The sequence below is a fragment of the Psychrobacter sp. 219-2-C genome (assembly GCF_049560815.1).
Classification (GTDB): Bacteria; Pseudomonadota; Gammaproteobacteria; order Pseudomonadales; family Moraxellaceae; genus Psychrobacter; species Psychrobacter faecalis.
The window spans coordinates 2,529,346-2,551,986 of sequence record NZ_CP186933.1; the positions used below are offsets into that span (position 1 = coordinate 2,529,346).

A 22,641-nucleotide genomic window follows, 5' to 3' on the forward strand; every position below is an offset into this window, starting at 1 on the left:
TCGCAACTGCCAACTAGAATAGCGATTATCACTCTCTTATTTATATAGGTCGCCAGTAATGCGATGTGAGTGTTTGTAAGGTTTACAAGAATTAGGTAAAAATTGTGACGCCAGCTGAGCAATATTTCTGTTTTGAAAAGCTTTTTATCTCGGTTTTGACCTGCTTATTACAGGGCTTCTTGTTATAATACGCAGACCATTTACTTTGCATGGCAGAGATGCCTTGATCTTACGGATTATGCCTTTATGATGACCATCGCCGGACAACCGTTTCTTACCGATTTTCAGACGCAGCAACTCATCAGTCAGTTTCAGCAAAAAACCGAGCTAAATGTCAGCCAGATTCATACTCAGCAGGTTTATGTGCTATCGCGCGACCTCGTAGGTGATGAGCAGAAAAAAGCGCTGGATTTGTTTGGGGTGCATGCCGATATTCAACTTGCCGCCCCAGAGGACAATCAAATACAAGTGATCGTCGGTCCGCGTTTTGGGACGATTTCGCCGTGGGCCAGTAAAGCGACCGATATCTTTAATAACTGTGATATTGAGATTAAACGCGTCGAGCGCGTTATCGTTTATACCCTAACGATTGACGCAAAAGCAGACGGTGAATTGAGCGCGACCAATAACAAGTTATCTAAAGCCGCTGAGCAATTATTGTTTGACCGTATGACCCAAAGCCTAGTTTATGATTTAAATGACGTAAATAAGCTGTTTGATGATGAACAGCCAGCGTCGCTTAATCGCATCGACGTCATCGGTCAAGGTCAATCAGCACTAGAGAATGCCAATAAAGAATTTGGTTTTGCCTTGTCGAGCGAAGATATCGACTATCTAATGAATGCCTACGTTAATGAGCTAAAGCGTAATCCAACTGACGTTGAGCTGATGATGTTTGCACAGGCCAACTCAGAGCATTGCCGTCATAAGATTTTCAACGCTGAATGGACAGTCGATGGTGTAGTACAGCCAAAATCCCTATTTCAGATGATTAAGAATACTTATAAAGCCAATCCACAAGGTATTTTGTCGGCTTATAAAGACAACGCCGCGGTGATGGCTGGTGCTAAGGGGCTGCGTTACTACCCAGTGCCGACAGATGCCACGGATGCAAATTCTGCCCATCCTTATGGCTTTCATAAAGAAGAAATCGATATCTTAATGAAAGTTGAAACCCATAACCATCCAACGGCGATTGCGCCTTATGCGGGTGCAGCGACAGGTGCGGGCGGTGAGATTCGTGATGAAGGCGCAACGGGACGTGGCGGTAAGCCAAAAGCCGGTCTGACGGGTTTCCATGTATCACATCTGCATATTCCAGAGCTTGCGGAAAAATGGGAGCAGTCGGGGCAAGTAAGCACAAAGGACTATGGAACGCCCGATCGTATGGCCACCAGCCTTGAGATTATGACCGAAGCGCCACTCGGCTCAGCCAATTTCTCGAACGAGTTTGGTCGTCCAAACTTATGTGGTTATTTCCGTAGTTTCCAATTAGACACTTCAGCAGCAAAAGATGGCAGCCAAATGCGCGGCTATCATAAGCCCATCATGCTGGCAGGTGGTTACGGTAACATCAAACGTAACCTAATAGAAAAAAATGCCATTCAACAAGGTGATCTCTTGATCGTTCTTGGCGGCCCTGCGATGCAAATCGGTTTGGGCGGCGGCGCAGCATCGTCTGTCGATAGCGGCGAGCTAGATGAAGGCTTGGACTTTGCTTCTGTGCAGCGCGATAACGCCGAGATGGAGCGTCGCTGTCAGGAAGTGATCGATCGCTGCTGGGCCTTAGCTGGAAATGAAGCGTCGGGAAATGACGCTGATGCCAGTAATACCAGCAATGCTAGTAAAGACGGTAACCCCATCGTCTCTATTCATGACGTCGGCGCAGGCGGTCTGTCAAACGCTATGCCTGAGCTGGTCGATGACCATGATATGGGCGCCCATTTAAACCTGCGTAAAATCCCGTCGCTGGAAGCGGGAATGTCACCGATGGCTATCTGGTCGAACGAAGCGCAAGAGCGTTATGTGTTAGCGATTCGCCCAGAGAGTAAAGATCAGTTTGATGCCATCTGTGCCCGTGAGCGCTGTCCGTATGCTATCTTAGGCGTAGCGACGGAAGTTCGTCAGCTTATCGTTGATGATGAGATGCTCGATGAGCAGCCAGTCGATATGCCGATGCAAGTACTGCTCGGTGGAACGCCGCAGATGCAGCGTAGCTTTAGCCGTCAAGAGAAAGAATTGCCACCGCTTGAGCTCAATGACTTTAATTTAGCTGAATCTATCAAAGATGTGCTACGTCATCCAACCGTTGCCAGTAAGTCTTTCTTGATTAGCATCGGTGACCGCTCTATCACGGGTATGGTAGTCCGTGATCAATATGTCGGTCGTTATCAAGTGCCGGTTGCCGATTGCGCCGTTACCGCGTCTGGTTTATTAGCGCTAGATGGTCAGCCGATGAGCGGTGAAGCGATGAGCGTTGGTGAACGTACGCCTGTTGCCCTTATTAGCCCAAAAGCTTCTGCGCGCTTAGCAGTCGGTGAGGCGATTACCAATATTGCTGGCGCGCGTATTAACCAGTTATCAGACATCACTATGTCAGCGAACTGGATGGCAGCCTGCGGCGATGACACTGAGGACGCTGCGCTTTTTGACGCTGTGCATGCGATCGGTGAAGAGCTATGCCCAGCACTCGGTATAGCGATTCCTGTTGGTAAAGACTCGCTATCGATGCGTGCCAACTGGACAGATATCAACAAAGACGGCAGCACAGATAAATCAGTCGTTTCGCCAATGAGTCTTGTGATTACGGCTTTTGCGCCTGTTATTGATGTGGCAAAAACCTTAACACCTGAGCTAATCAATGGTGATAGCGCCTTCTATCGTATTGATTTGTCAAAAGGTAAACTGCGCCTTGGCGGTTCAATCCTTGCGCAAACGGCAAGCCAATTGGGCAATGAATGTCCTGACCTTGAAAAGCCAAGCGATTTAATCGATTTCTTTAACTTCATCCAAGCGGGTAATGCCCAAGGCGTCATTAGCGCTTATCACGATATCGGCGATGGTGGATTGCTAGCGACGATTGCAGAGATGCAATTTACCAGTCGTCAAGGTATCAAGCTGTCATTGGACGATAAAAACCTACTCGGTCAATTATTCAGTGAAGAGCTGGGCGCGGTCATTCAAGTCTTACCAGAAAACGTCGCTGCTCTTATGCAATTGGCAGAAGAATTTAACATCAGCGATATGCTGAGCCTCGTCGGTCAAAGCTGTGAGGAAGACAGCCTCATTATTCAAACGCCGCTACATATGGGCGATGATACCTTACGCTTTAGCCGTTCTGAGCTACAACAAGAATGGAGTCAGGTCAGCTATCAAATTGCCCGCCGCCGTGACAATCCAGCGTGCGTACAGCAAGAGTATGACTTAATCAGCGATGCCAGCCATCAAGGGCTTATCGCTGCACCAAACTTTGACCTCAATCAAAAAGTTGAAGAGCCATATTTAGCTAGCCGTGAAAGCAAGCCAAGAGTCGCTATCCTGCGTGAGCAAGGCGTCAACGGTCAGACCGAAATGGCCGCAGGCTTTACCCAAGCAGGCTTTGAAGCGGTCGACGTCCATATGAGCGATTTACTTGAAGGTCGTATTAACCTACGCGACTTCGACGGTCTGGTCGCTTGTGGTGGCTTTAGTTATGGTGACGTCCTCGGCGCAGGCTCTGGCTGGGCGAACTCTATCTTGTTCCATGACGAATTGCGCATGCAGTTTGTACGCTTCTTTGCCCGTCCTGATACCTTCTCACTCGGTGTCTGTAACGGCTGTCAGATGATGGCGCAGTTAAAAGACCTCATACCGGGTGCGGAAAACTTCCCACGCTTTATCGCCAATAAGTCGGCGCGATTTGAAGCGCGTACGGTCAACGTCAAAGTCGAGCGTACCAAGTCTATCCTGTTCAAAGGTATGCAAGACAGTATTTTACCAATCGCTGTCGCGCACGGTGAAGGCTATGCCACGCTGGACAATACCGAGATCGACGGTATGGAAAAACACGGTCAGCTCGCCATGCGCTTTGTCGACAGCCAAGGTTATCCAACTGAGACTTATCCGCTCAATCCAAACGGTTCGGTCGGCGGTGTCACTGGTCTGTGTAGCACCGACGGTCGCGTCACCATCATGATGCCGCACCCTGAGCGTACGCTACGTGCCTACAATCATAGCTGGAAACCAGAAGCATGGGATGAAGACGGCGCGTGGATGCGTATGTTCCGTAATGCGCGGGCTTGGTTGCGTTAAGATAGTTTGAGTTAATTTTAAACATAAAAAAAGGTGGGCTTAGGCTCACCTTTTTTGTGTTTGGAATTTGGTTTTATGTGGGAGCTAATCCCGCCTTCCGCTTGTATCTGCTAGTTTGGACGAGACGCTGGCTACGGTTTGGGTCGTCGCTTGCTCCGCGTCGCCACCCAAAACCTACCCATCGCAACTCGCCCAAACCAGCAGGATACCGCTGCAGTCGGGGCTAAAACGCGCCTCTGAATGACCATTTTATGATAAATTAGTCTGAACTTTAATTTTAATCGGTGCGCTAGGTGCACACTACGAGCTTTTCAATAAAACCAGTCGCCATTACGAAGATTTTCTATATCTCTGTCACTTGATTTACGCACCATGTTAGATATTGCACCGTTAGCTTGTCCATGGTCTAGCTTTGTAAGAAAAGTATTGACCTCAGATTCATTCGCATGAAGTATCTTATCTAAGTAATATCGTTGTTCACTCTTGTCTAATGTAGTTTCTTGAAGTTGAAAGGGTCTATGTAGCGCAGCTTGAAGCAATGCCACTCTATATTTATCGTTCTCGATTATTTTGAAGTCTTGAGCATTTATATCTATGATCACGTTATATTCTGCGAAACCACTTTCAACAGAAATACTTAAAGTGTAAGCTCCATTTTCTGCTTTCACTAGCATACGAAGATCATAAAAGATGATTTCTTTATCCATATTTTTTCCTAATCAGCTTTCCCTTTCTGCGCCTCAGCAATCAACTCATGAATCTTTGCGCTTTCTCTTAACACACAAGCCTCATAAGCCGACAGCTGCTCATGTTCTTGTTCTTTTTTTATTTCCTGTTCTTGCTCCTGCCTTGCTTTTTCTTCCAGATATTTCTGTAGCTCGTCTTGCTCATTTTTCTCGTTGTATTGTGAGTTGCTCATGGTTATGTCTCCTACTATTTTTTTATCCATTAATAAAAGTCATCACGACCAGCATACTTCTTATTGAGTGCACGTAGTATCGCATAAGTTTCTAAATCCAGCTCGCCCGTTGGCTGCTGCGGACGGAAATGCAATTGAAAGGCATACACGACATCGCGACTGGCTTTATCCCACGCGTCTGTGTCATTGATTTGATAACCATAATCGCGAAACGCTTGCTTAATCTCAGGTATCGTTGCCGCGGCAAACGCGTCTTGATTCATAAAGAATTGCTTATCAAACTCATCATACCAAGCCCCAATGCCGTACTCCTTATGCAGTCGCTCCCAAGGGAATTTAGCACCAGGATCGATTTTACGCGACGGTGCCATATCCGCATGACCGATGATATTCTTTGCTGAGATATTATATATTTTCGCCAAGTCTTGTACCAGCTGCGCTACTTTTCGAATCTGAACCTCATTAAATTCGACATAGTGCTCATAAGGATGATAGTCGAGCGCACCGCTTTTTAAGGCGTCTCGATATTCAGGTTTGATGCCTGGGTTGACAATCTCGATGCCGATAGAGGTATCGTTGAGTATCGTTCTACCAGCAAAACCGCCCGTGCCAGCATGCCACGCGCGTTCGCCCTCGGGCACTAAGTTATAAATTTTATTATCGTTATTATCCAAAATCAGATAGTGAGCGCTGACGTCACCAGTAGTCAAAAGCTTGATAGCGCGGGCATTATTACTCACCGTATAATGCAAAATAATGGTTTTGATACGCTCGCTTTTGCCCGTAGCTTGATAGGTTTCGCTATCGATGACGAAAGGCTCGCTGGTCGCTATTTGGACATTATGAGTGGTCACGCAGCCAATGAGGGGCAGCGTTAAGGCACATGCGAATGCTAAAAAGATATTTTTTGCCATGAAATGCTCTGTATGAATAAGGGTGGGCGATGATGCTTAGCTTTATCTGATATTGATAGTAGATAGATAAGATTGAGATATTTTTAAAGCTTTTTAATCCTTGCGGATTTTCTTCGCCAAAACCGTTTTCCAACTGTCTTCCAAACATTCAATCGCCAGCCACGGCTCGATAACCTCAGCATCAAATTTCTCTTTTGAATTGGCCAGTTGCCATAGCTTTTCAAGCGTCGCAAAAGGATAGGGGCGTTCGATGAGATAAACCGGCAAATCAGTGTTAATCATACCATCACGTACAACCTGAAAATACCAGCCAGCGATACCTTGCTTGGTCACCCAAGAGGCGATATTAGGCACTTTGTTCAGTTTAAACTGTCCGATTTGGTCATTGATTTTGTAGCAGGGACGGCGCGGTTGCACGATGCGTAATTGAACACTATCGCCACCATTCCCATTAATGATTTCATCTTGACCATACTGAAAAACATCACCGATACACACCGTCGACTCATCCATTGCAGGCAGGCCATTGACCGCCTCAGTCGTTAAGTTTTCACCCAGTGTGCCAACGCGTACCTTTAAGCCAAACTCTGTATTTATCTTGTCATAAGTTGACGTCGCTAGCTGATGTACAGCTTTTAGCGGGCCGCCATGATGGCGTCTATCGGCTTGTTCATCAGTGCTCAGACCCATAAAATTGACCGCAACCGATTCCTTGATGGGTGCTTTATCAATGGCGCTCATCTGCTCACGCGCAAACGGCATGGCTTTGCCAGCACGTACGCAGACTAGATTGGCAATATGTAGCGGTAAGGGTTGATTGAAATCAGCACTATTTTTTTGGCTAAAAGATGCTATTTGCTCTATGCTCATGGATTATCCTAATCGATAGGGATTTATTAGGCGAGTGGTTAACTCATTAGTGATGTTAAAGATGGCTATTATCTTAGCCTAATCAGGCTTGTGATTATATGGCTTTAGCGATTTAACCTTTATCTGTACCAAATTTTAAACAAAAAAAGACCAGAGTTGACTCTGGTCTTTTTTTAAACAGTGCTGTTAACAAACAAGATTATTTATTTTTATTACGGCGACCTGCGGTTTTCTTCTCACGCGGTACAGCGACCAGCTCAGCCAATTGATCAGGTGACGACCATAGGCCTTCTAAGTCATAGAACTCACGCGCAGCTGGCGTCATCATATGTACGACAACAGAGCCCAAATCAATCAGCGTCCAGTCAGAATCGGTACCGCCTTCACGGCCAAGTGGCATAAAACCCGCTTGCTTAACTTCAGCGCCGACGCTGTCTGCCATCGCACGGACGTGGCGTTTTGAAGTACCGTCAGCGATGACGATGCGCTCCATCACGTCCGTTAGATTTTCTACGTTTAAAACAGTGATATTTTTTGCTTTCATATCGTCAAGCGTGTTTTCGACTACCGCTAAGCATTCTTTTAAGCGTTCTTCAGTCATGGTATTGGTCATAAATGGTCTTCTCTTCAATCATAAATATTAAAAATAAAATAGTAAATCATCACATTGCTTGTGCTCACGCGCCCTTGAAAAATAGGTAAATAGGCAGGTATTTTTACGGCAACATGGATAAAATAGGTAAAGTTAAACGTATAAGGCGATTTTAACGGAATTGAGCAGCAGAATATAGCTGATGGTCGATAATATATTGATAAACGGCAGGATTTAGCCATTTAGCGAACGAATTGGGTACAGTCGGGTTAATGATAGCATTTATTGGCTGTAAAGTTGCGTTTTGCGAACCTTGCTTGCGCAGCTGTTGACGTACTTGGGTGCTTGATATCGCTGCCACAGGGCGCGGGTCTATATAAATGCGTCCTTGAGCGGCGTTTTTCAAGTTACTGCTGGCTGTTAAAGATTTTAAAGCTGGCGCGACAAGGTCAGTAGCCGAGTCAGTGATGAAGTGTTGCAATGCTATGGGAAGCTGAGATTGCAGTGCAGTAAGGTTTGACGTTACTAAGTCTTGATTAATAAGCTTTTCTTGTGCAATAGTATTTTCATCATTATTATTAATAATAGGGTCATTTTCGCCAATACTCAGCCGATTAAATACCCATAAATTGACATGATCGGTCAGCGCCAGACCATTTCTCCATTTATCCAAACTCTGCGCGCTGTCCATGCCCATGATAAATATCAGGTCATCGTGCGGGTAGCGCGCGCGTAAGGTTTTTACACTATCAATGGTATAGACCGGCGGCGTTTGCCACAGCTCAAGCTCATTGATTTGTAGCGGGGTATTTTTTATAGCCAGCTTTAGCATGGCCAGACGGTGCTTAGGGTCGGTGCTGTCTGCTTTAAAAGGCGACCGCGCATTGGGCAATAATGACACCTGTAGCTCGTGCTGTTGTTGCTCAGCTATTGGTAATAAACTTTGATAAACGTACAGCGCCATTTGCAAATGACCATTATGCACAGGATCAAATGAGCCGCCCAAATAGGCACGAATGGCGGGTTTGGCGTTTTTTGTTAGGTGATAGTCTTTAGAATAAGGCATAAATAAATGAGCAAAAAGCGCTATGAATGGACAGTGTCGTTAAGTGAACTATAGCATTATTGGAGAGCGCTCAGTAGGGTCGTATGTTTTAAAGCCCTAAAGATTTAACAAAAATAGTCCATAAAAAACCGACCATCATGATGATAGTCGGTTAAATGTATAGCGATTAAAGATGACTGTAAATTATAAACGGTACCGCTATTAAATCTCGTCGCTATGTGCTTGGATGGCGGTCAGGGCGATGGTATAAATAATATCATCGACCAACGCACCACGCGATAAGTCATTAACGGGCTTATTCAAGCCTTGCAACATCGGTCCGACACTGACCACATTGGCGCTACGTTGTACCGCTTTATAGGTGGTGTTACCGGTATTTAGGTCAGGGAAGATAAAGACGTTTGCTTGTCCGGCAACCGGTGAGTCAGGGGCTTTTTGTTTACCGACGCTCATGACCGAAGCGGCATCATATTGCAATGGGCCATCGACGGCGAGGTGCGGCGCACGCTGACGGACGATTTCGGTTGCACGAATGACCTTTTCAACATCAGCGCCCGTACCAGATGAACCCGTTGAGTAGCTAATCATCGCCACTTTTGGATTGATACCAAAGGCGGCGGCAGACTGCGCCGATTGAATGGCGATTTCAGCGAGCTCTTCGGCGTTCGGGTCAGGATTAATGGCACAGTCACCATAGACCACCACTTGCTCAGGTAGCAGCATAAAGAATACTGACGATACCAGCGAATACTGCGGCGCGGTTTTAATCAGCTGAAACGCAGGGCGCACGGTATTCGCGGTTGTGTGTATCGCCCCAGAAACGAGACCGTCAACCTCGTCCATCTCGAGCATGGTCGTACCCAAATAAACCGTGTCTTTTAGGTATTCAGCAGCGACTTCGGCGTTGGTTTTACCTTTACGGCGCTCAACCACGGCATTGATATATTTATCCATATCGAGGCTATCGGGGTCGATAATCTCAAGGCCCTCAGGCAACACCAAATCGCGATTTTTCGCTACTTGCTCGACCTCACTACGCTTGGCAATCAACACGCAGTTGGCGATACCGCGACTTTGGCAAATGCACGCCGCTTCGACCGTACGTGGCTCTGAGCCTTCTGGGAGCACGATACGTTTTTTGGCATTTTGCGCTTTTTTGACCACTTGATGACGAAATGCCGAAGGAGACAGGCGCATCTCATACTCTTGGCTAAAGTACTCTTTAATCCAGTTGAGGTCTAAATGCGCGGCGACATAACGTGCCACTTCTTCGGCGCGCTCGGTATCATCGCTTGGAATCTCAGAGCTCAAATGCATCAGGCTTTGTACGGTCTCATAACTGTCGCTTTCGACACTCATGATAGGGATGCCGGTTTTGAGCGCCGATTGCCAAAGCTCAGCGACGGTTGCGCTTGGTACCACACCGCCCGTTAATACCAGTCCTGCTAAAGGGATGCCGTTGATACAAGCAAGTCCCGCGGCCAACAGTAAGTCGTCGCGGTCACCCGGCACAACGATAAGCGTACCACGTTTAAAGACTTCATCAACGCGAGCGACCGAGCGCGCGGTCAAACTGATGCGGTTGATACGGCGCGATTTTGCCTCACCGACGTTTAACCAAGTGGCGTCGAGCTCAGCGGCGATATCCCACGTACGCGGTACAGAGAGCGAATCACTAAAGGGCACCACGCCGATTAAGCGAAACTCTTCGGTATTAAAGTGCGGTGACAGGCGCTGCACTTCTTGCATAAAGCCCTCGTCTAAATTGACGATGGCTTCGCCTGGGGCGACCATCTGATTTTCGAGGGTGCTTTGGGCGTTTGGTAAATCGTGCATCCGCATTAAGATACAACCAAGCGTGCGCTCACTGGCGATACCGCCAAATTCACGAGCGTGGACGTCAAGCTTGTCAGCCAGATAGGCAGGTTTACTGGTATCGGCGGTGCTGACAAAAATGATTTTAGCATCTAAGGCATGGGCAATGGCGCGGTTGATTTGCGACGCATAAGAGGTCTCAGTCGTCGATACTAAGCCTTCACAAATCACCACATCGTAGTCGTCGCCTAAGGTATGATAATTGACGACTACTTCTTCCAACAAATCATCAAGATTGTCGTCGCCAAGCATACGCTCAAGGCGCTGACGGCTGATAGATTTGGGTGGATTAAGACCAAAAGCGTGCATTGCCAGCGCGCTTGAGCTGTCTAAACTGTTTTGCTTATCTAAGGTATCGTCTTGTAAAAACGGCTTCATAAAGCCAGCTTTGATACCGTTATAGTCAAAGGCGCGAATCAAGCCTAACGCCGCTGACGTCACACCGATACCGCGACTGATGGGCACAAGTAAAAAAGTTTGCATAATGTATCCTACTATTTATTTTATTTTTTAAGCGCGTTTTATCCTTGTGCCATACAAACGCTCCCTGTTTTCTTATGGCACAAGTAATGGTTTGTTTAGCAATCTGATGCTTACAAACCTAAGGCTTCGCGCGTTTCTTGGGCAATGCGGCATTCTTCATCGGTTGGTACCACCCACAGCTCAATGCTGCTATCGTCGGCATGGAAACTGCCTTCTTTGCCACCGACCAAGCTGGCGTTTTTAGTGCTATCTACCTTGATACCAAAATGCGGCATCATCTCTAAAATACGCGTCCGTGTGGTCACTGAGTTTTCCCCAATCCCGCCGGTAAAGACAATGCCGGTAAAGTCAGGTAGCGCACAGCTTAAGCTGGCAAGGTACTTAGCGACGCGGTAGCAGAACATCTCAATCGCAAGCTTAGCATCTTGATGACCTTCATTTGCTGCTTGCTCGATAGTACGTAAATCATTGGATAAGCCTGAAATACCCAGCAGCCCACTTTCGTTATTGAGCATCTTATCGGTTTCTTCTAAGCTCATGCCTAGCTGGCGCTTGAGATGAATATGCAAGCTTGGGTCAACATCGCCGCTGCGCGTGCCCATCATCAGCCCTTCAAGCGGCGTCAAACCCATACTGGTATCGAGACTTTCACCATTGTAGACAGCCGTTGCCGAGCAGCCATTACCTAGATGCGCGGTCAACCAACCATGTGGCGCTTTAGCACTGGTGATTTCGCTGGCGCGTTCTGATACATAAGCGTGCGAGGTACCATGAAAGCCGTAACGACGGATTTTATATTCATCATAAAGGACTTTTGGTAGCGGATAGCGAAAGGCAACTGGCGGCATGGTTTGGTGGAAGGCGGTATCAAATACCACCACTTGCGGAATCTCGGGATAAATTGCTTGTACTGCTTCGATACCGAGCGCATTGGCAGGGTTATGGAGCGGTGCTAATACTTTTAAGCGTTTGACTTCTTCTAACACATGCTGATCGACACGCACCGCTTCTGAATACTCGCGGCCGCCATGCACCACGCGGTGGCCGACAGCAATAAAGTGATATTGCTCAAGTAACTCAAGGATTTTTTTCAAGGCCAGTTCATGACGACCGCCAGCGATGGCGATTTCTAGCTTTTCACCATTTAGCGTTGTGTGTTTGATGCGCGCAGTGTCGAGGCCTAAGTTTTCTGCCAGACCTGTGATACGCGTAGCATTGTCTTCGCTGATGAGGGCGTATTTGATTGAAGAGGAGCCGCAATTAAGGACTAAAGTGGGGTTGGTTAGATTCGATGTTTCAGAGTCTTTATCATTAAAATTGGTGGTTACGCCAGCGCTCATACTCTATCCTTAGAAGTTATTTTTTGGGTGGTGATTCGACATCGATAGTCACCGATTACATAAAAAAACCAGCCATATTCTTGTCGCCGTAAGCCAAACAGCTGCCATACGCAACAATCCTATCGCTGTTTTTTATCATTGCTGCTGCAAGGGTTCACTATAATGTACCATATTTTGAGGTTTATACCACGATAACTATAAGGCTTTAATTATGCCGTTTTATACAAGTGTACACCGAATACCATCAACCGCTGCCAGAGATAATAGGATAAAAGCTGTTTTTATAAAATTGTAAGTAAGTTTGTCTGTGGTTCTCTGTCTGTAGCTATTGATAGCGTTTATAAAATCCCATTTTGCCTAGCGTTAGTCGTTAATTCTTATAAATTTATGCGCCAATCAGCAGCAGGGGGCGCACAACTTTATCGAATAATGCTATGATTAAAAAATTGTCCTATTTTTCTACTGCAGCCTTATTTTCGCTGATAGTGATTGTTATCGCCTGCAAACCATTGCAAGATGAAAGGTTAGCCATTCTATGTTTACTATACGCCGTACCTCAAATTTTAACAGCGCTAATTTAAGCGTTGACGTCAAACCTGCTGTTTATCAGGTAACCATAGCGACGCTGGTAATCGGGGCAACTGCGTTGGCAGGTTGCGGACAAAAAGGCGATTTGTATTTAGCAGAATCGAGTAGCCAAACGGTAAAAGACAATACGGCTGTGCTTGAGAGCACCAGTCATCCGCAAGATGCCGCCTTTGCTAAGCTCAATGACAATGCAAATAACGCGCAAAACGCCGAAGGTTTTCAGTTGCCGGCGCCGAGTACGGATCCTAACGATTATTAATGCTTGTCTATTAGTATTGGTTTATTAAAAGCCAAATATTCAAACGATTCTTAGCCTATTCAAGCTGCTAAACCCATTAATCCGTTAATCCGTTAATCCCTTAATACATTGATTATATTAGAGACAACTTTATGAGTCAGTCAGTCACGACCAAAACTGAGCAAGGATTGTATGTGCATCCTGAAGCCTTAACCGACCATTTGCCTGCGCTCGATTATCGCGATGGCGCGTTATATATGGAGCAGGTAAGTATTGATGAGGTGGCCAAGCACTATGGTACGCCGTGTTATGTCTATTCAAAACAAGCGGTTTTAGACGTTTATCAGGCTTATACGACGAGTTTTGCCAGCCTAAAGCATCAGATTTGCTATGCGGTTAAAGCAAACTCTAACCTTGCTGTACTTGGCATCTTGGCGCAAGCAGGGGCAGGATTTGATATTGTCTCACGCGGTGAGTTGATGCGGGTGTTGGCAGCGGGCGGGAAAGCTGAGCGCGTGGTATTTTCAGGCGTTGGCAAAACCTATAGCGAAATCGAATATGCCCTTAACCAAGGTATTGGCTGCTTTAACGTTGAGTCAATTAGTGAATTGGCGCTGATTAATGAAGTGGCAAAAGCGCTTGATAAAACCGCGCCGATTTCATTGCGGGTCAATCCAGACGTCGATGCCAAAACCCATCCGTATATCTCAACCGGTTTAAAAGACAATAAATTTGGCATCAGCCATGAAAATGCCGTTGCGGTTTATGAACAAGCGGCACAGTTGTCGCATATTGATATCGTCGGTATCGACTGCCATATCGGCTCGCAATTGACAGAGGTTGCGCCATTTGTCGCGGCACTCGATAAAGTGATTGAGCTGATACATAGTTTGCGAGCTAAAGGCATTGAGCTGCGTCATATCGACTTGGGCGGCGGCCTTGGCGTACGTTATATCGATGAGACGCCAGTGTCTATCGAGACGTTTGCGCAAGCATTACTGCCTAAACTGGGTGAGCTTGGTTTAACGGTATTCTTCGAGCCAGGTCGCAGTATCGTGGCCAATGCCGGTGTATTATTAACCAAGGTTGATGTGTTAAAACCAACCGAGCACAAGAACTTTGCTATTGTCGATGCGGCAATGAATGATTTGATACGTCCTGCTTTATACCAAGCTGAAATGGCAGTGATTCCTGCGACATTGCCCAAAGACGGTTTAGATACCGATGGTACACAGCCGTGGGATATCGTTGGCGCGATTTGTGAAACTGGTGACTTTTTAGCAAAAGACCGCTTATTGTCATTAGCAACAGGTGATATTTTAGCCATCACCGGTGCTGGTGCGTACGGCTTTACCATGAGTAGCAATTACAATTCGCGCGGTCGTGCTAGCGAAGTGATGGTAGCCGATGATAAGCATCAACTGATTCGCAAACGCGAAACGCTTGAGTCTTTATATGCTGATGAAGTGTTGTGGCAGGATAAATAGTTTTTTAGCCAGTTTAGTGCTTACTAATTTTTTAGTTAAAAATGACCCATTGTGATAAAGACAGTGGGTTTTTTTATGGTCGAAGTAAGACAGTGATAGTCGTCTCGCCTTACTATATAGTCAAAATATTCTAAAAGCGCAACGGTACTGCTGATATCAATTTTTTGTAGCCTCTGTCTGCGTAGGCACAGCAAGCAAGAAAAATTGATATCAGCAGTGCGTGATGACTCTATATTACTTTTCACTCACTATAAATGCTTTTTTATTATTTAAAGCTGGCTATATAAAAGGAAGCTCGATAGCGGTGATAATTATGATTGTATCTGACAGCGTGCTACTATAAGGCATACATAAAAATAGGATAGGATAACAAGGATATGCTAATAGAATTTACAAAAATGCATGGGCTGGGCAATGATTTTATGGTCATCGATTTGGTGACCCAGCGCTTAGAATTGACCAAGGAATTGGTACAGCTGCTGGGCGATCGTCATTTAGGTATAGGCTTTGATCAATTGCTCGTTGTTGAGCCGCCGATGCGCCCCGATGTTGATTTTAGTTATCGCATTTTTAATACCGATGGCACAGAGGTTGAGCAATGCGGTAATGGCGCGCGCTGTTTTGCCCGTTTTGTGCAAGCGCGTAAACTGTCATTTAAGCAGCGCCTGCGCGTTGAGACGGCAAGCGGGATCATCTCCTTAACGACCGACCGTTATGGCTGGGTCGAGGTTGATATGGGTAAACCGAAATTTGAGCCAAGTGAGATTCCCTTTACTCCAAGAGCGACGACCAAAATCCAAAACGCCTATCATCTAAACGTCAATGGTACGCCGGTGCAGCTGTATGTCGCCAATATGGGCAATCCGCATGCGGTCATCAGGGTTGATGACGTCCTTGAAGCTGATGTCGAAACTTTGGGTAAAGCCATCGAATCACATCCGGCCTTTCCAGAGCGCGTCAATGTCGGCTTCATGCAGGTCATGAATCAGCGTCATATCCGTCTGCGTGTTTATGAGCGCGGCGTTGGCGAAACCCAAGCTTGTGGTACGGGCGCTTGTGCAGCGGTGGCGGTTGGTATCCGTGAAGGCTGGCTTGATGAAGGCGAAGACATACGCGCGCAGCTTTATGGCGGCAGCATGATTATCAAATGGCAGCCGGGTTATTCTGTGATGATGACTGGGCCAACGGCGTTTGTCTATGAAGGGGTGTTTAGCCCAGATGGCTTAATGGCGCAAGCAGGCATTAAGCCTACTCCAGAAGGCTAATAGATAATGACGACAACGCCTAGCTCGAATATTCAGTCAAACATTACATCAAACACTAAATCAAACACATGGCTATCGGCAGAATTGGCAACAACCATCGAAGCAGATAGTACGCTACGTGAACTGCTAGCGCCAGTGCATCGTTGGCTAAATACGCTGTCGGTACGCAATCACTCCGAGCACACATTGGTGGCTTATTTTGCAGGTCTAAATCAATTGGCGCTGTTTTTACGCGGCAAACGTCTGACATGGACGCGTTGTGATAAGCGGCAGTTAGCCCAGCATATCAGCCAACGCCTAGATGAAGATAAGCTGGCACTGGCGAGCGTTCAGCAAGAGCTATCGGCTATCCGTCATTTTTATGGCTGGTTGATAGAAGAGGGTTTAGCGCGTATTAACCCGACTACGGGCTATCAGCTTAAGCGCAGCCCTAGACCGCTGCCGTCTATCGCCGATGTGGATTTATTGACGCAATTGCTTGACCAAGAAATCCCTGATACGCCAGAGCAGGCGCGCTTGTGGTTGCGTGATAAGGCAATGTTCGAACTGCTTTATAGTAGCGGTCTGCGTGTTGGCGAGTTGGTGGCGCTCGATATGGCCGATATAGACTTGGCTGATTTGCGCGTGCGCGTGACGGGTAAGGGCAACAAAACGCGCTTAGTACCTTTAGGCATCAAAGCCGCCGAGGCGATTAAACGTTATCTACCGCACCGCAATCTTTGGGTAGAGCAGATGGACAATGCGTTGTTTATCAGTGAAAAGTTAGGTACACGTTTATCCACGCGGGCGGTGCAGCAGCGACTCAAAGTTGCGGCTACGCGGGCTGGGATTGCGCAAAATATGTATCCACATTTATTGCGCCACTGCTTTGCATCGCATATGCTATCTGGCAGTGGCGATTTGCGCGCGGTACAAGAAATGCTCGGTCATAGCGACATTAGTACCACGCAGATTTATACTCATGTTGATTTTGCTAAATTGACCCAAGTTTATGATCGCGCTCATCCGCGTGCGTCGCATACGCAAAATGGTGTTGATGTTACTTAAGTTCTGGTTATTTCTTAAGCATTTAATCCTACATTTATGCCAAACGGTGACAGTCAAAGATTGGCATCTTTTGCCGTCCTTGCGCTTGTCCTGCTTTATCTAAGTTTGCTAATACCAAGGCATAATTTTTATTAGCAGAGTTTTTTAAGTCACTATCCTCATAGCTATTGATAATCGTGCCGTCATAAGCAGTAATCGTGCTATGTCCCCATGTTTGCCGACTATCGTCATTCTTATAAAGATGCTCACCACCTTGTGCGGCACCAATCACCATACACTGACTGTCTAATGCCCGCGCGCGTAGCAATAGCGACCAATGTGCCTGTCCCGTTAAATAAGTAAACGCCGATGGCGCACTTAACACCTCTGCGCCCGCCTGCCGTAATCGCTGCGCTAAGGCTGGGAAGCGTAAATCAAAACAGACCATCATACCAAGCTGATAAACGGTGTCATTTGCTTCGAGCGGAACCACAACCGTTTGCGTGCCGGGCTCAAAAGTCGCCGCTTCATTATAGCTGCCTTGTTTATCGGCGACAGTCGCGGTAAATAGGTGAATCTTATCGTAGCGCGCTACTCGTGTACCATCGGGTGCAAATAGCTGACTGACTTGGCGCAATCTACCATCGGGCACGATGACGCCATCAGGGCGATAAGGGCAGGGCAGCGAGCCTGCTAATAGATAAATACCAAAAGCACGTGCATACTCGGCCATTGCGTCGGATAACTCATCAAAACGCTCGGCAGTAGCAAACTGTCGACCCATGCTACAGCAGTTTTCTGGCAAAACCACTAGCTGCGCACCTTGCTTACTTGCCTCACTAATGGCGGCTTTTATATCGGCTAAATTGGCTTCGATATCTTGCTGACTGCTCATTTGTACAGCCGCAACGGTCAGCGGTTCATTTTTAGTAATCTCATTCATAATATTATTCTCAATTTTTAAGCTTTGTAGGGTTTTGCCCTTATTTATTTTTTATCCTGTTATATTTAAAGGCTCAGCATCCCTGCAAAGCTATTGCAGTTTTATAATGTGAACAAAAGCTAAAAAATAGCTTACCTGAACAGAATATAAATTATCATAGCAACATTGTAGCAAAAAATGCTATCGTCATGACCTGATAGGCCAAAGCGCTTTTTAATGATGATAAGCGTTAATAAGCGCAGGCTTTAACCAGCATAACCTAGTCAGCATCATCACGATCGGAAGGTAAAAGTCACCCATGAGTATGTCGTTTGGATTGGCGACCACGCTAAATACCTCGCAAAAGCTAACCCCGCAAATGCAGCAAGCCATCAAATTGCTGCAGCTCTCTAGTCTTGAGCTCGCGCAGGAGGTACAGGCGAAGCTTGATAGCAATCCTTTGCTAGAGCGTGTGGAAGAGGATGAAGATGACTATGCTAATTGTGATAGTTACGACAGTCATAATGGCGAGCCGTTAACATTAGATAGTTGGAATCAAAATGCTAGCGTTGATTCGTTTGCTAAATCTACCCATTCTTCAGATGATGGTTTTGATTATGAAGACAATAGCAGTGCTGCCAATATAAGTGATGAATACAGTGGCGATAGCTTAGATAAATTGCAGCAAGCCAGTTTTGATGATGAAGCAATCGACAACTATACCGTAGAGGGCGACGATTATAGCGGTTTTGACAGCGGTAATTATGCCTCTGCTGCGACAGGCTCAGGGAGTCTTTCAACTCATTTAGCTAATGGCAGCAATGAAGATTTTGATGGCTATCAGGGCAGTACCAGCGCCACCATTCAAGATCATGTGCGCTGGCAACTAAATTTTAAACATCTCTCCGAAACAGATACGCTTATCGCCGAATATCTCATGGATTCTATGGATGAGATGGGTTTTATACGCCTTGATATCGATGAGTTGCTACAAAGTTTCGATACCATCGCCAGCTTTTATCAATGGGACGAGCGCGTCGAGCACGATGAGGTCATGGCGGTACTGCGCATGATTCAATCGTGCGACCCGCTTGGCGTTGGCGCACGCAACCTCAATGAGTGCTTAGCGCTGCAATTGTCCAAGCTTGATACGAATACAAAATATCTTAAAGAAGCCCAAGCGCTTCTCTCAGCCAGTGAGCATTTGGTCAGCAATAATATCAAAGCCTTGACTGAACTCACCGGCCTCGCGCCTGAACAGATTACCCCCGCGCTTAACCTGTTACGTACGTTAAACCCATCACCCGGTTTATTATTTCAAAGCAGTCAGCCCGATTATATGCAGCCGTCAGAAAGCTACGATATTCCTGATGTATTGGTCACGCCGATTCGCCGCCACAATAGCAATAACATCACCGATAACAAAAATGGAAACGACACGACTGCGCAAGTAGATGGCTGGCAAGTGCGCCTCAATCCTGACACTTTACCTAAATTGCGGGTCAATCAAGAATATGCCAATTTGGTCAAACGCGGCGATGACAGCCCTGACAATCAATATCTGCGCGAAAATCTCACCGATGCGCGCTTATTTATTCGCAGTATCGAAGAGCGCAATCAAAACCTCTTGAAAGTAGCAACCAGTATCGTGCGCTACCAGCAAGAGTTTTTGCAACATGGCGCAACTGCCATGCAGCCTTTGATTTTAAAGGCCATTGCCGAAGAAGTTGATTTGCACGAATCCACCGTTTCGCGCCTCACTACGAGCAAAACCATTTTGACGCCCCAAGGGTTGTTTTCCCTTAAGCATTTTTTCTCATCTCACGTCAGCAGTAGTGACGGAGACATCTCCTCAACCGCCATCAGCGCCATGATTAAACAGCTTATCGCAGATGAAGACCCGAAAAAGCCATTATCTGATAGCCGTATAAAAGATTTTTTATTCGCAGAAGGCATCGATATCGCCAGACGAACGGTAGCCAAATATCGTGAAGCAATGAATATCGGATCATCCACTCAGCGCAAACGAAAATATTAAATGTTGTCATTCAACGACTTATAAATGTCATACCACCAGAATTAAGCCAATTCAAACGTAAATAAAAAATAAAATTTTTTGATTATATAGAAACATTTATGAAACATCATTTTTTATTACATTTACTTACAATTTGATGGCTTGCTACTCTTTGGTTTTCATGACAAATTAGAGTCATACCAACAACGAAAACCCAGTATTGGTTTGGCCGATTTAGTTAATTTAACAAATGATAAAAATGTATTTTTATTTTAATAAAGGAGTAGAAGAATAAAGCAGTTAGCGAATAGAAAATGACAAGCCAAACTTTATGATAAGAAAGGTACTGGATGAATTATTGGTAAGGCAGCATGACAAAAGCTATAAAGCTAACTCACTGCTGATTGTACGTAATAATATAAGCAATAATAAAAGGACGATAATATGAATGTTTCTATCAGTGGTCACCATATCAGTGTTACCGAAGCCATGGACAACGCCGTTCGCGAAAAGCTTGTAAAAGTAGAACGTCATTTCGATCAGATTCAAAGTATTCAGGTAAAATTATCGCTAGATAATAGCGGCTCAAGTGAAGGTGGGAAAAAGACCCATAAAGCCGAAGCGATTATGCGAGTTGCAGGTCAAGAAATGTTCGTCCAAGCCTGCGAAGACGATATGTATAAAGCCATTAATGAGATGGCAGACAAGCTTGATAGACAAGTACGTAAATATAAAACCCGTCAGGATCGTAAGAAAACTCAAGGTCCAGGGCGCGATGAACGCTACGAAGAGCTGACAGTTGATGATGCAGCACCTGTCATGTAATGGGTTCGTCACTGCTCTAAGTAGTATTCACTACAGCAACCGATCTACATAGTAGCTGACTTTATTATTATGACTGTTTGATAAATATAGCCTATAAGATAATTATTATAATTGGCGTATTTACTAAGTAATCATATTGGAATGATAGCTCGTAAAGTTGCTTTATTTGTTAAGAGCACGACAAATAAAAAAGACCTCAACGTATCAACGTAAGAGGTCTTTTTTATTGCTTAATTTTTATCCATGAAAAAATTAGCGGGCTAATATTCGCTTAACCACCACCAACTGCTTGTACCACTTCTATATTCATACCTTCAACAATACGCATTTTATCAAGCTCACTTTTTGGAATAAGTTCACCATCGATTTCAACCGCATAGCGGCCTTTACTAAGTCCAAGCTCATTGACGACCATTTGGACGGTTTGATGCGTGGTCTGCAATTTTTTACCATTAACACTAATATTACTCATAATATGTGCTCCCTAAAAGCTAATAATCCTTTGTTACTCATCCATTGACCCATTTTGTTATTCAACTTAAGCAGTATGGCCTAAGCGAAATGTCGAGACAGCAAGCCATAGCCAACCGGCAATCATCAGCATACCGCCGATAGGGGTAATCGCTCCAAGCCAGCGCGGTGCCCCAAGCGTCATGGCATATAAACTGCCCGCAAAAATAAGTGCGCCGATTTGTAGCAGCCATGCTGTGGTTTGGGTCGTATAATTAAGGCGAATAAGAATACCAACGAGCAATAATCCAAGCCCGTGTACAAACCAATATAGAGTTGCCGTCTGCCACCATTCAAGCTGCTGGATACTGACCGAATTTTTAAGCCCATGAGCGCCAAACGCGCCCAAGGCGACGGCGATAGCCATATTAATAGCGGCGATACTTATCCAATTTAGCATGGTAAAACTCGTGTTATAAATAGGATTGTTATCATAGGTAAGTTTTAACTAACAAACTAAAGCTTATTGGATATCATCGGGCAAAATAACGCTATCGATGGTCATGGCTTCACGGATTTTATCCATGGCGTTTTTTTCGATTTGGCGTACGCGCTCTGCTGAGATAGAGTAAACCGCTGCTAGTTCATGTAAGGTTGATTTTTGCTCAGAAAGCCAGCGCTGCTCAACGATATCGCGTGAACGATCATCTAGCGTATCCATCGCTGCTAGTAGAGCCGATGAGTTGTTCTCTTCCCAGTCATCCTCTTCAACCATCTCTGCAGGGTCGATACCATCTTCTAAAAACAGCTGCGGCGCGTAGCGACCATCGTCATCATCGCTCGATTGCGCTTCAAACGACGCATCATACGAGGTCAAGCGTGACTCCATTTCAAGCACTTGCTTGCGCGTTACATTTAAATCGTTGGCAATGGCATCGGCTTCTTCGAGCGTTAGCTGGTTGTTGGTCTTTTTCAGGCTGCGTAAGTTAAAGAATAATTTACGATGCGCTTTAGTAGTAGCAACTTTAACAATGCGCCAGTTACGAATGACGAATTCATGAATCTCGGCCTTAATCCAATGCACGGCAAAGGATACCAAACGCACGCCTTTATTAGGATCAAAGCGTTTAACCGCTTTCATCAAGCCCAAGTTGCCTTCTTGGATTAAATCGGCTTGCGGCAGACCATAGCCTGAGTAGCTACGGGCAATATGAATCACAAAGCGTAAATGCGACATAACCAGCAGACGCGCTGCTTCAACATCGCCCTCATCATAATAGCGGTGAGCAAGTTCTTGCTCTTGAGTCGGTGTCAAAATCGGAATTTGATGCACGGTATTAATATAAGCGCCCAAGTTTACGCCAGGCGCCGATAAATGTGTTGGCATAGCAGGCACTAAGTCACGGGTACGGGTGTCGCCAAGTGCGCTCGCATCGTAAGGCGGACGCGCCGCAGCGGCTTTCAAGGCCGCATC

19 protein-coding genes are annotated in these 22,641 nt (G+C 45.9%); 7 read left to right on the forward strand and 12 right to left on the reverse strand.

What is annotated here, in order from left to right:
• Positions 1-246 precede the first annotated feature (246 nt).
• A complete protein-coding gene (gene purL / locus ACPEGP_RS10425) occupies positions 247-4,290 on the forward strand; it encodes a phosphoribosylformylglycinamidine synthase (protein ID WP_423813366.1) in 4,044 nt (1,347 codons plus the stop codon).
• 311 nt (positions 4,291-4,601) lie between these two features.
• Here the strand turns inward: purL and ACPEGP_RS10430 are convergent, their stop codons facing one another.
• From ACPEGP_RS10430 to ACPEGP_RS10465, 8 genes are all read right to left on the reverse strand, one after another.
• Positions 4,602-4,997 (reverse strand): hypothetical protein, encoded by a 396-nt coding sequence (locus ACPEGP_RS10430; RefSeq protein WP_286797523.1) that lies wholly within the window; start codon positions 4,995-4,997, stop codon positions 4,602-4,604.
• 8 nt (positions 4,998-5,005) lie between these two features.
• Positions 5,006-5,209: a hypothetical protein gene (locus ACPEGP_RS10435; RefSeq protein WP_191690133.1), complete on the reverse strand. Its 204-nt coding sequence runs from the start codon at positions 5,207-5,209 to the stop codon at positions 5,006-5,008.
• A 29-nt stretch (positions 5,210-5,238) separates the two neighbouring features.
• On the reverse strand, positions 5,239-6,123 hold the full coding sequence (locus tag ACPEGP_RS10440) for an N-acetylmuramoyl-L-alanine amidase (protein ID WP_423813367.1): 885 nt from the start codon (positions 6,121-6,123) through the stop codon (positions 5,239-5,241).
• A 93-nt stretch (positions 6,124-6,216) separates the two neighbouring features.
• Positions 6,217-6,993 carry an MOSC domain-containing protein gene (locus ACPEGP_RS10445; RefSeq protein ID WP_423813368.1) on the reverse strand — a complete coding sequence of 259 codons (777 nt, stop codon included), beginning with the start codon at positions 6,991-6,993 and terminating at the stop codon, positions 6,217-6,219.
• Positions 6,994-7,192: 199 nt separating this feature from the next.
• A complete protein-coding gene (gene rsfS, locus ACPEGP_RS10450; protein ID WP_068406254.1) occupies positions 7,193-7,606 on the reverse strand; it encodes a ribosome silencing factor in 414 nt (137 codons plus the stop codon).
• A 151-nt stretch (positions 7,607-7,757) separates the two neighbouring features.
• Positions 7,758-8,651, reverse strand: a complete 894-nt coding sequence (locus tag ACPEGP_RS10455; protein WP_423813369.1) for a nicotinate-nicotinamide nucleotide adenylyltransferase — start codon at positions 8,649-8,651, stop codon at positions 7,758-7,760.
• A 201-nt stretch (positions 8,652-8,852) separates the two neighbouring features.
• Positions 8,853-11,009, reverse strand: coding sequence for a phosphate acetyltransferase (pta, locus tag ACPEGP_RS10460; RefSeq protein WP_423813370.1), 2,157 nt, complete (start codon positions 11,007-11,009; stop codon positions 8,853-8,855).
• 110 nt (positions 11,010-11,119) lie between these two features.
• Positions 11,120-12,349 (reverse strand): acetate/propionate family kinase, encoded by a 1,230-nt coding sequence (locus ACPEGP_RS10465; RefSeq protein ID WP_144297849.1) that lies wholly within the window; start codon positions 12,347-12,349, stop codon positions 11,120-11,122.
• A 535-nt stretch (positions 12,350-12,884) separates the two neighbouring features.
• On the opposite strand from ACPEGP_RS10465, the gene lptM reads away from it, so the two are divergent.
• The 4 genes from lptM (at position 12,885) to ACPEGP_RS10485 (ending at position 16,974) form a co-directional block, all read left to right on the forward strand.
• Positions 12,885-13,196, forward strand: coding sequence for an LPS translocon maturation chaperone LptM (lptM, locus tag ACPEGP_RS10470; RefSeq protein WP_144297848.1), 312 nt, complete (start codon positions 12,885-12,887; stop codon positions 13,194-13,196).
• A 131-nt stretch (positions 13,197-13,327) separates the two neighbouring features.
• On the forward strand, positions 13,328-14,662 hold the full coding sequence (gene lysA / locus ACPEGP_RS10475) for a diaminopimelate decarboxylase (RefSeq protein ID WP_423813371.1): 1,335 nt from the start codon (positions 13,328-13,330) through the stop codon (positions 14,660-14,662).
• A gap of 377 nt (positions 14,663-15,039) precedes the next feature.
• On the forward strand, positions 15,040-15,927 hold the full coding sequence (dapF, locus tag ACPEGP_RS10480; RefSeq protein ID WP_306495414.1) for a diaminopimelate epimerase: 888 nt from the start codon (positions 15,040-15,042) through the stop codon (positions 15,925-15,927).
• A 6-nt stretch (positions 15,928-15,933) separates the two neighbouring features.
• Positions 15,934-16,974 carry a tyrosine recombinase XerC gene (locus ACPEGP_RS10485; RefSeq protein WP_286795958.1) on the forward strand — a complete coding sequence of 347 codons (1,041 nt, stop codon included), beginning with the start codon at positions 15,934-15,936 and terminating at the stop codon, positions 16,972-16,974.
• Positions 16,975-17,008: 34 nt separating this feature from the next.
• Here the strand turns inward: ACPEGP_RS10485 and ACPEGP_RS10490 are convergent, their stop codons facing one another.
• The gene (locus ACPEGP_RS10490; RefSeq protein ID WP_306495415.1) at positions 17,009-17,896 is read right to left on the reverse strand and encodes a carbon-nitrogen hydrolase family protein; all 888 of its coding nucleotides are present in this window, start codon (positions 17,894-17,896) and stop codon (positions 17,009-17,011) included.
• Positions 17,897-18,194: 298 nt separating this feature from the next.
• On the opposite strand from ACPEGP_RS10490, the gene ACPEGP_RS10495 reads away from it, so the two are divergent.
• Both ACPEGP_RS10495 and hpf read left to right on the forward strand, forming a co-directional pair.
• Positions 18,195-19,913: an RNA polymerase factor sigma-54 gene (locus ACPEGP_RS10495; RefSeq protein WP_423813372.1), complete on the forward strand. Its 1,719-nt coding sequence runs from the start codon at positions 18,195-18,197 to the stop codon at positions 19,911-19,913.
• Positions 19,914-20,336: 423 nt separating this feature from the next.
• Positions 20,337-20,717 carry a ribosome hibernation-promoting factor, HPF/YfiA family gene (gene hpf, locus ACPEGP_RS10500; RefSeq protein WP_068406286.1) on the forward strand — a complete coding sequence of 127 codons (381 nt, stop codon included), beginning with the start codon at positions 20,337-20,339 and terminating at the stop codon, positions 20,715-20,717.
• A gap of 271 nt (positions 20,718-20,988) precedes the next feature.
• Here the strand turns inward: hpf and thiS are convergent, their stop codons facing one another.
• From thiS to rpoH, 3 genes are all read right to left on the reverse strand, one after another.
• Complete coding sequence (gene thiS, locus ACPEGP_RS10505; RefSeq protein ID WP_102077024.1) at positions 20,989-21,189, reverse strand: sulfur carrier protein ThiS; 201 nt, start codon at positions 21,187-21,189, stop codon at positions 20,989-20,991.
• Positions 21,190-21,255: 66 nt separating this feature from the next.
• Complete coding sequence (locus tag ACPEGP_RS10510; protein WP_068406292.1) at positions 21,256-21,627, reverse strand: DUF423 domain-containing protein; 372 nt, start codon at positions 21,625-21,627, stop codon at positions 21,256-21,258.
• 63 nt (positions 21,628-21,690) lie between these two features.
• Positions 21,691-22,554, reverse strand: coding sequence for an RNA polymerase sigma factor RpoH (gene rpoH / locus ACPEGP_RS10515; protein ID WP_197488882.1), 864 nt, complete (start codon positions 22,552-22,554; stop codon positions 21,691-21,693).
• Positions 22,555-22,641: the final 87 nt, after the last annotated feature.

Bases quoted from the DNA above. Each gene is read 5' to 3' on its own strand.
- purL (WP_423813366.1), top strand. From the start codon at position 247: ATGATGACCATCGCCGGACAACCGTTTCTTACCGATTTTCAGACGCAG.
- ACPEGP_RS10430 (WP_286797523.1), bottom strand. From the start codon at position 4,997: ATGGATAAAGAAATCATCTTTTATGATCTTCGTATGCTAGTGAAAGCA.
- ACPEGP_RS10435 (WP_191690133.1), bottom strand. From the start codon at position 5,209: ATGAGCAACTCACAATACAACGAGAAAAATGAGCAAGACGAGCTACAG.
- ACPEGP_RS10440 (WP_423813367.1), bottom strand. From the start codon at position 6,123: ATGGCAAAAAATATCTTTTTAGCATTCGCATGTGCCTTAACGCTGCCC.
- ACPEGP_RS10445 (WP_423813368.1), bottom strand. From the start codon at position 6,993: ATGAGCATAGAGCAAATAGCATCTTTTAGCCAAAAAAATAGTGCTGAT.
- rsfS (WP_068406254.1), bottom strand. From the start codon at position 7,606: ATGACCAATACCATGACTGAAGAACGCTTAAAAGAATGCTTAGCGGTA.
- ACPEGP_RS10455 (WP_423813369.1), bottom strand. From the start codon at position 8,651: ATGCCTTATTCTAAAGACTATCACCTAACAAAAAACGCCAAACCCGCC.
- pta (WP_423813370.1), bottom strand. From the start codon at position 11,009: ATGCAAACTTTTTTACTTGTGCCCATCAGTCGCGGTATCGGTGTGACG.
- ACPEGP_RS10465 (WP_144297849.1), bottom strand. From the start codon at position 12,349: ATGAGCGCTGGCGTAACCACCAATTTTAATGATAAAGACTCTGAAACA.
- lptM (WP_144297848.1), top strand. From the start codon at position 12,885: ATGTTTACTATACGCCGTACCTCAAATTTTAACAGCGCTAATTTAAGC.
- lysA (WP_423813371.1), top strand. From the start codon at position 13,328: ATGAGTCAGTCAGTCACGACCAAAACTGAGCAAGGATTGTATGTGCAT.
- dapF (WP_306495414.1), top strand. From the start codon at position 15,040: ATGCTAATAGAATTTACAAAAATGCATGGGCTGGGCAATGATTTTATG.
- ACPEGP_RS10485 (WP_286795958.1), top strand. From the start codon at position 15,934: ATGACGACAACGCCTAGCTCGAATATTCAGTCAAACATTACATCAAAC.
- ACPEGP_RS10490 (WP_306495415.1), bottom strand. From the start codon at position 17,896: ATGAATGAGATTACTAAAAATGAACCGCTGACCGTTGCGGCTGTACAA.
- ACPEGP_RS10495 (WP_423813372.1), top strand. From the start codon at position 18,195: ATGAGTATGTCGTTTGGATTGGCGACCACGCTAAATACCTCGCAAAAG.
- hpf (WP_068406286.1), top strand. From the start codon at position 20,337: ATGAATGTTTCTATCAGTGGTCACCATATCAGTGTTACCGAAGCCATG.
- thiS (WP_102077024.1), bottom strand. From the start codon at position 21,189: ATGAGTAATATTAGTGTTAATGGTAAAAAATTGCAGACCACGCATCAA.
- ACPEGP_RS10510 (WP_068406292.1), bottom strand. From the start codon at position 21,627: ATGCTAAATTGGATAAGTATCGCCGCTATTAATATGGCTATCGCCGTC.
- rpoH (WP_197488882.1), bottom strand. From the start codon at position 22,554: ATGCCAACACATTTATCGGCGCCTGGCGTAAACTTGGGCGCTTATATT.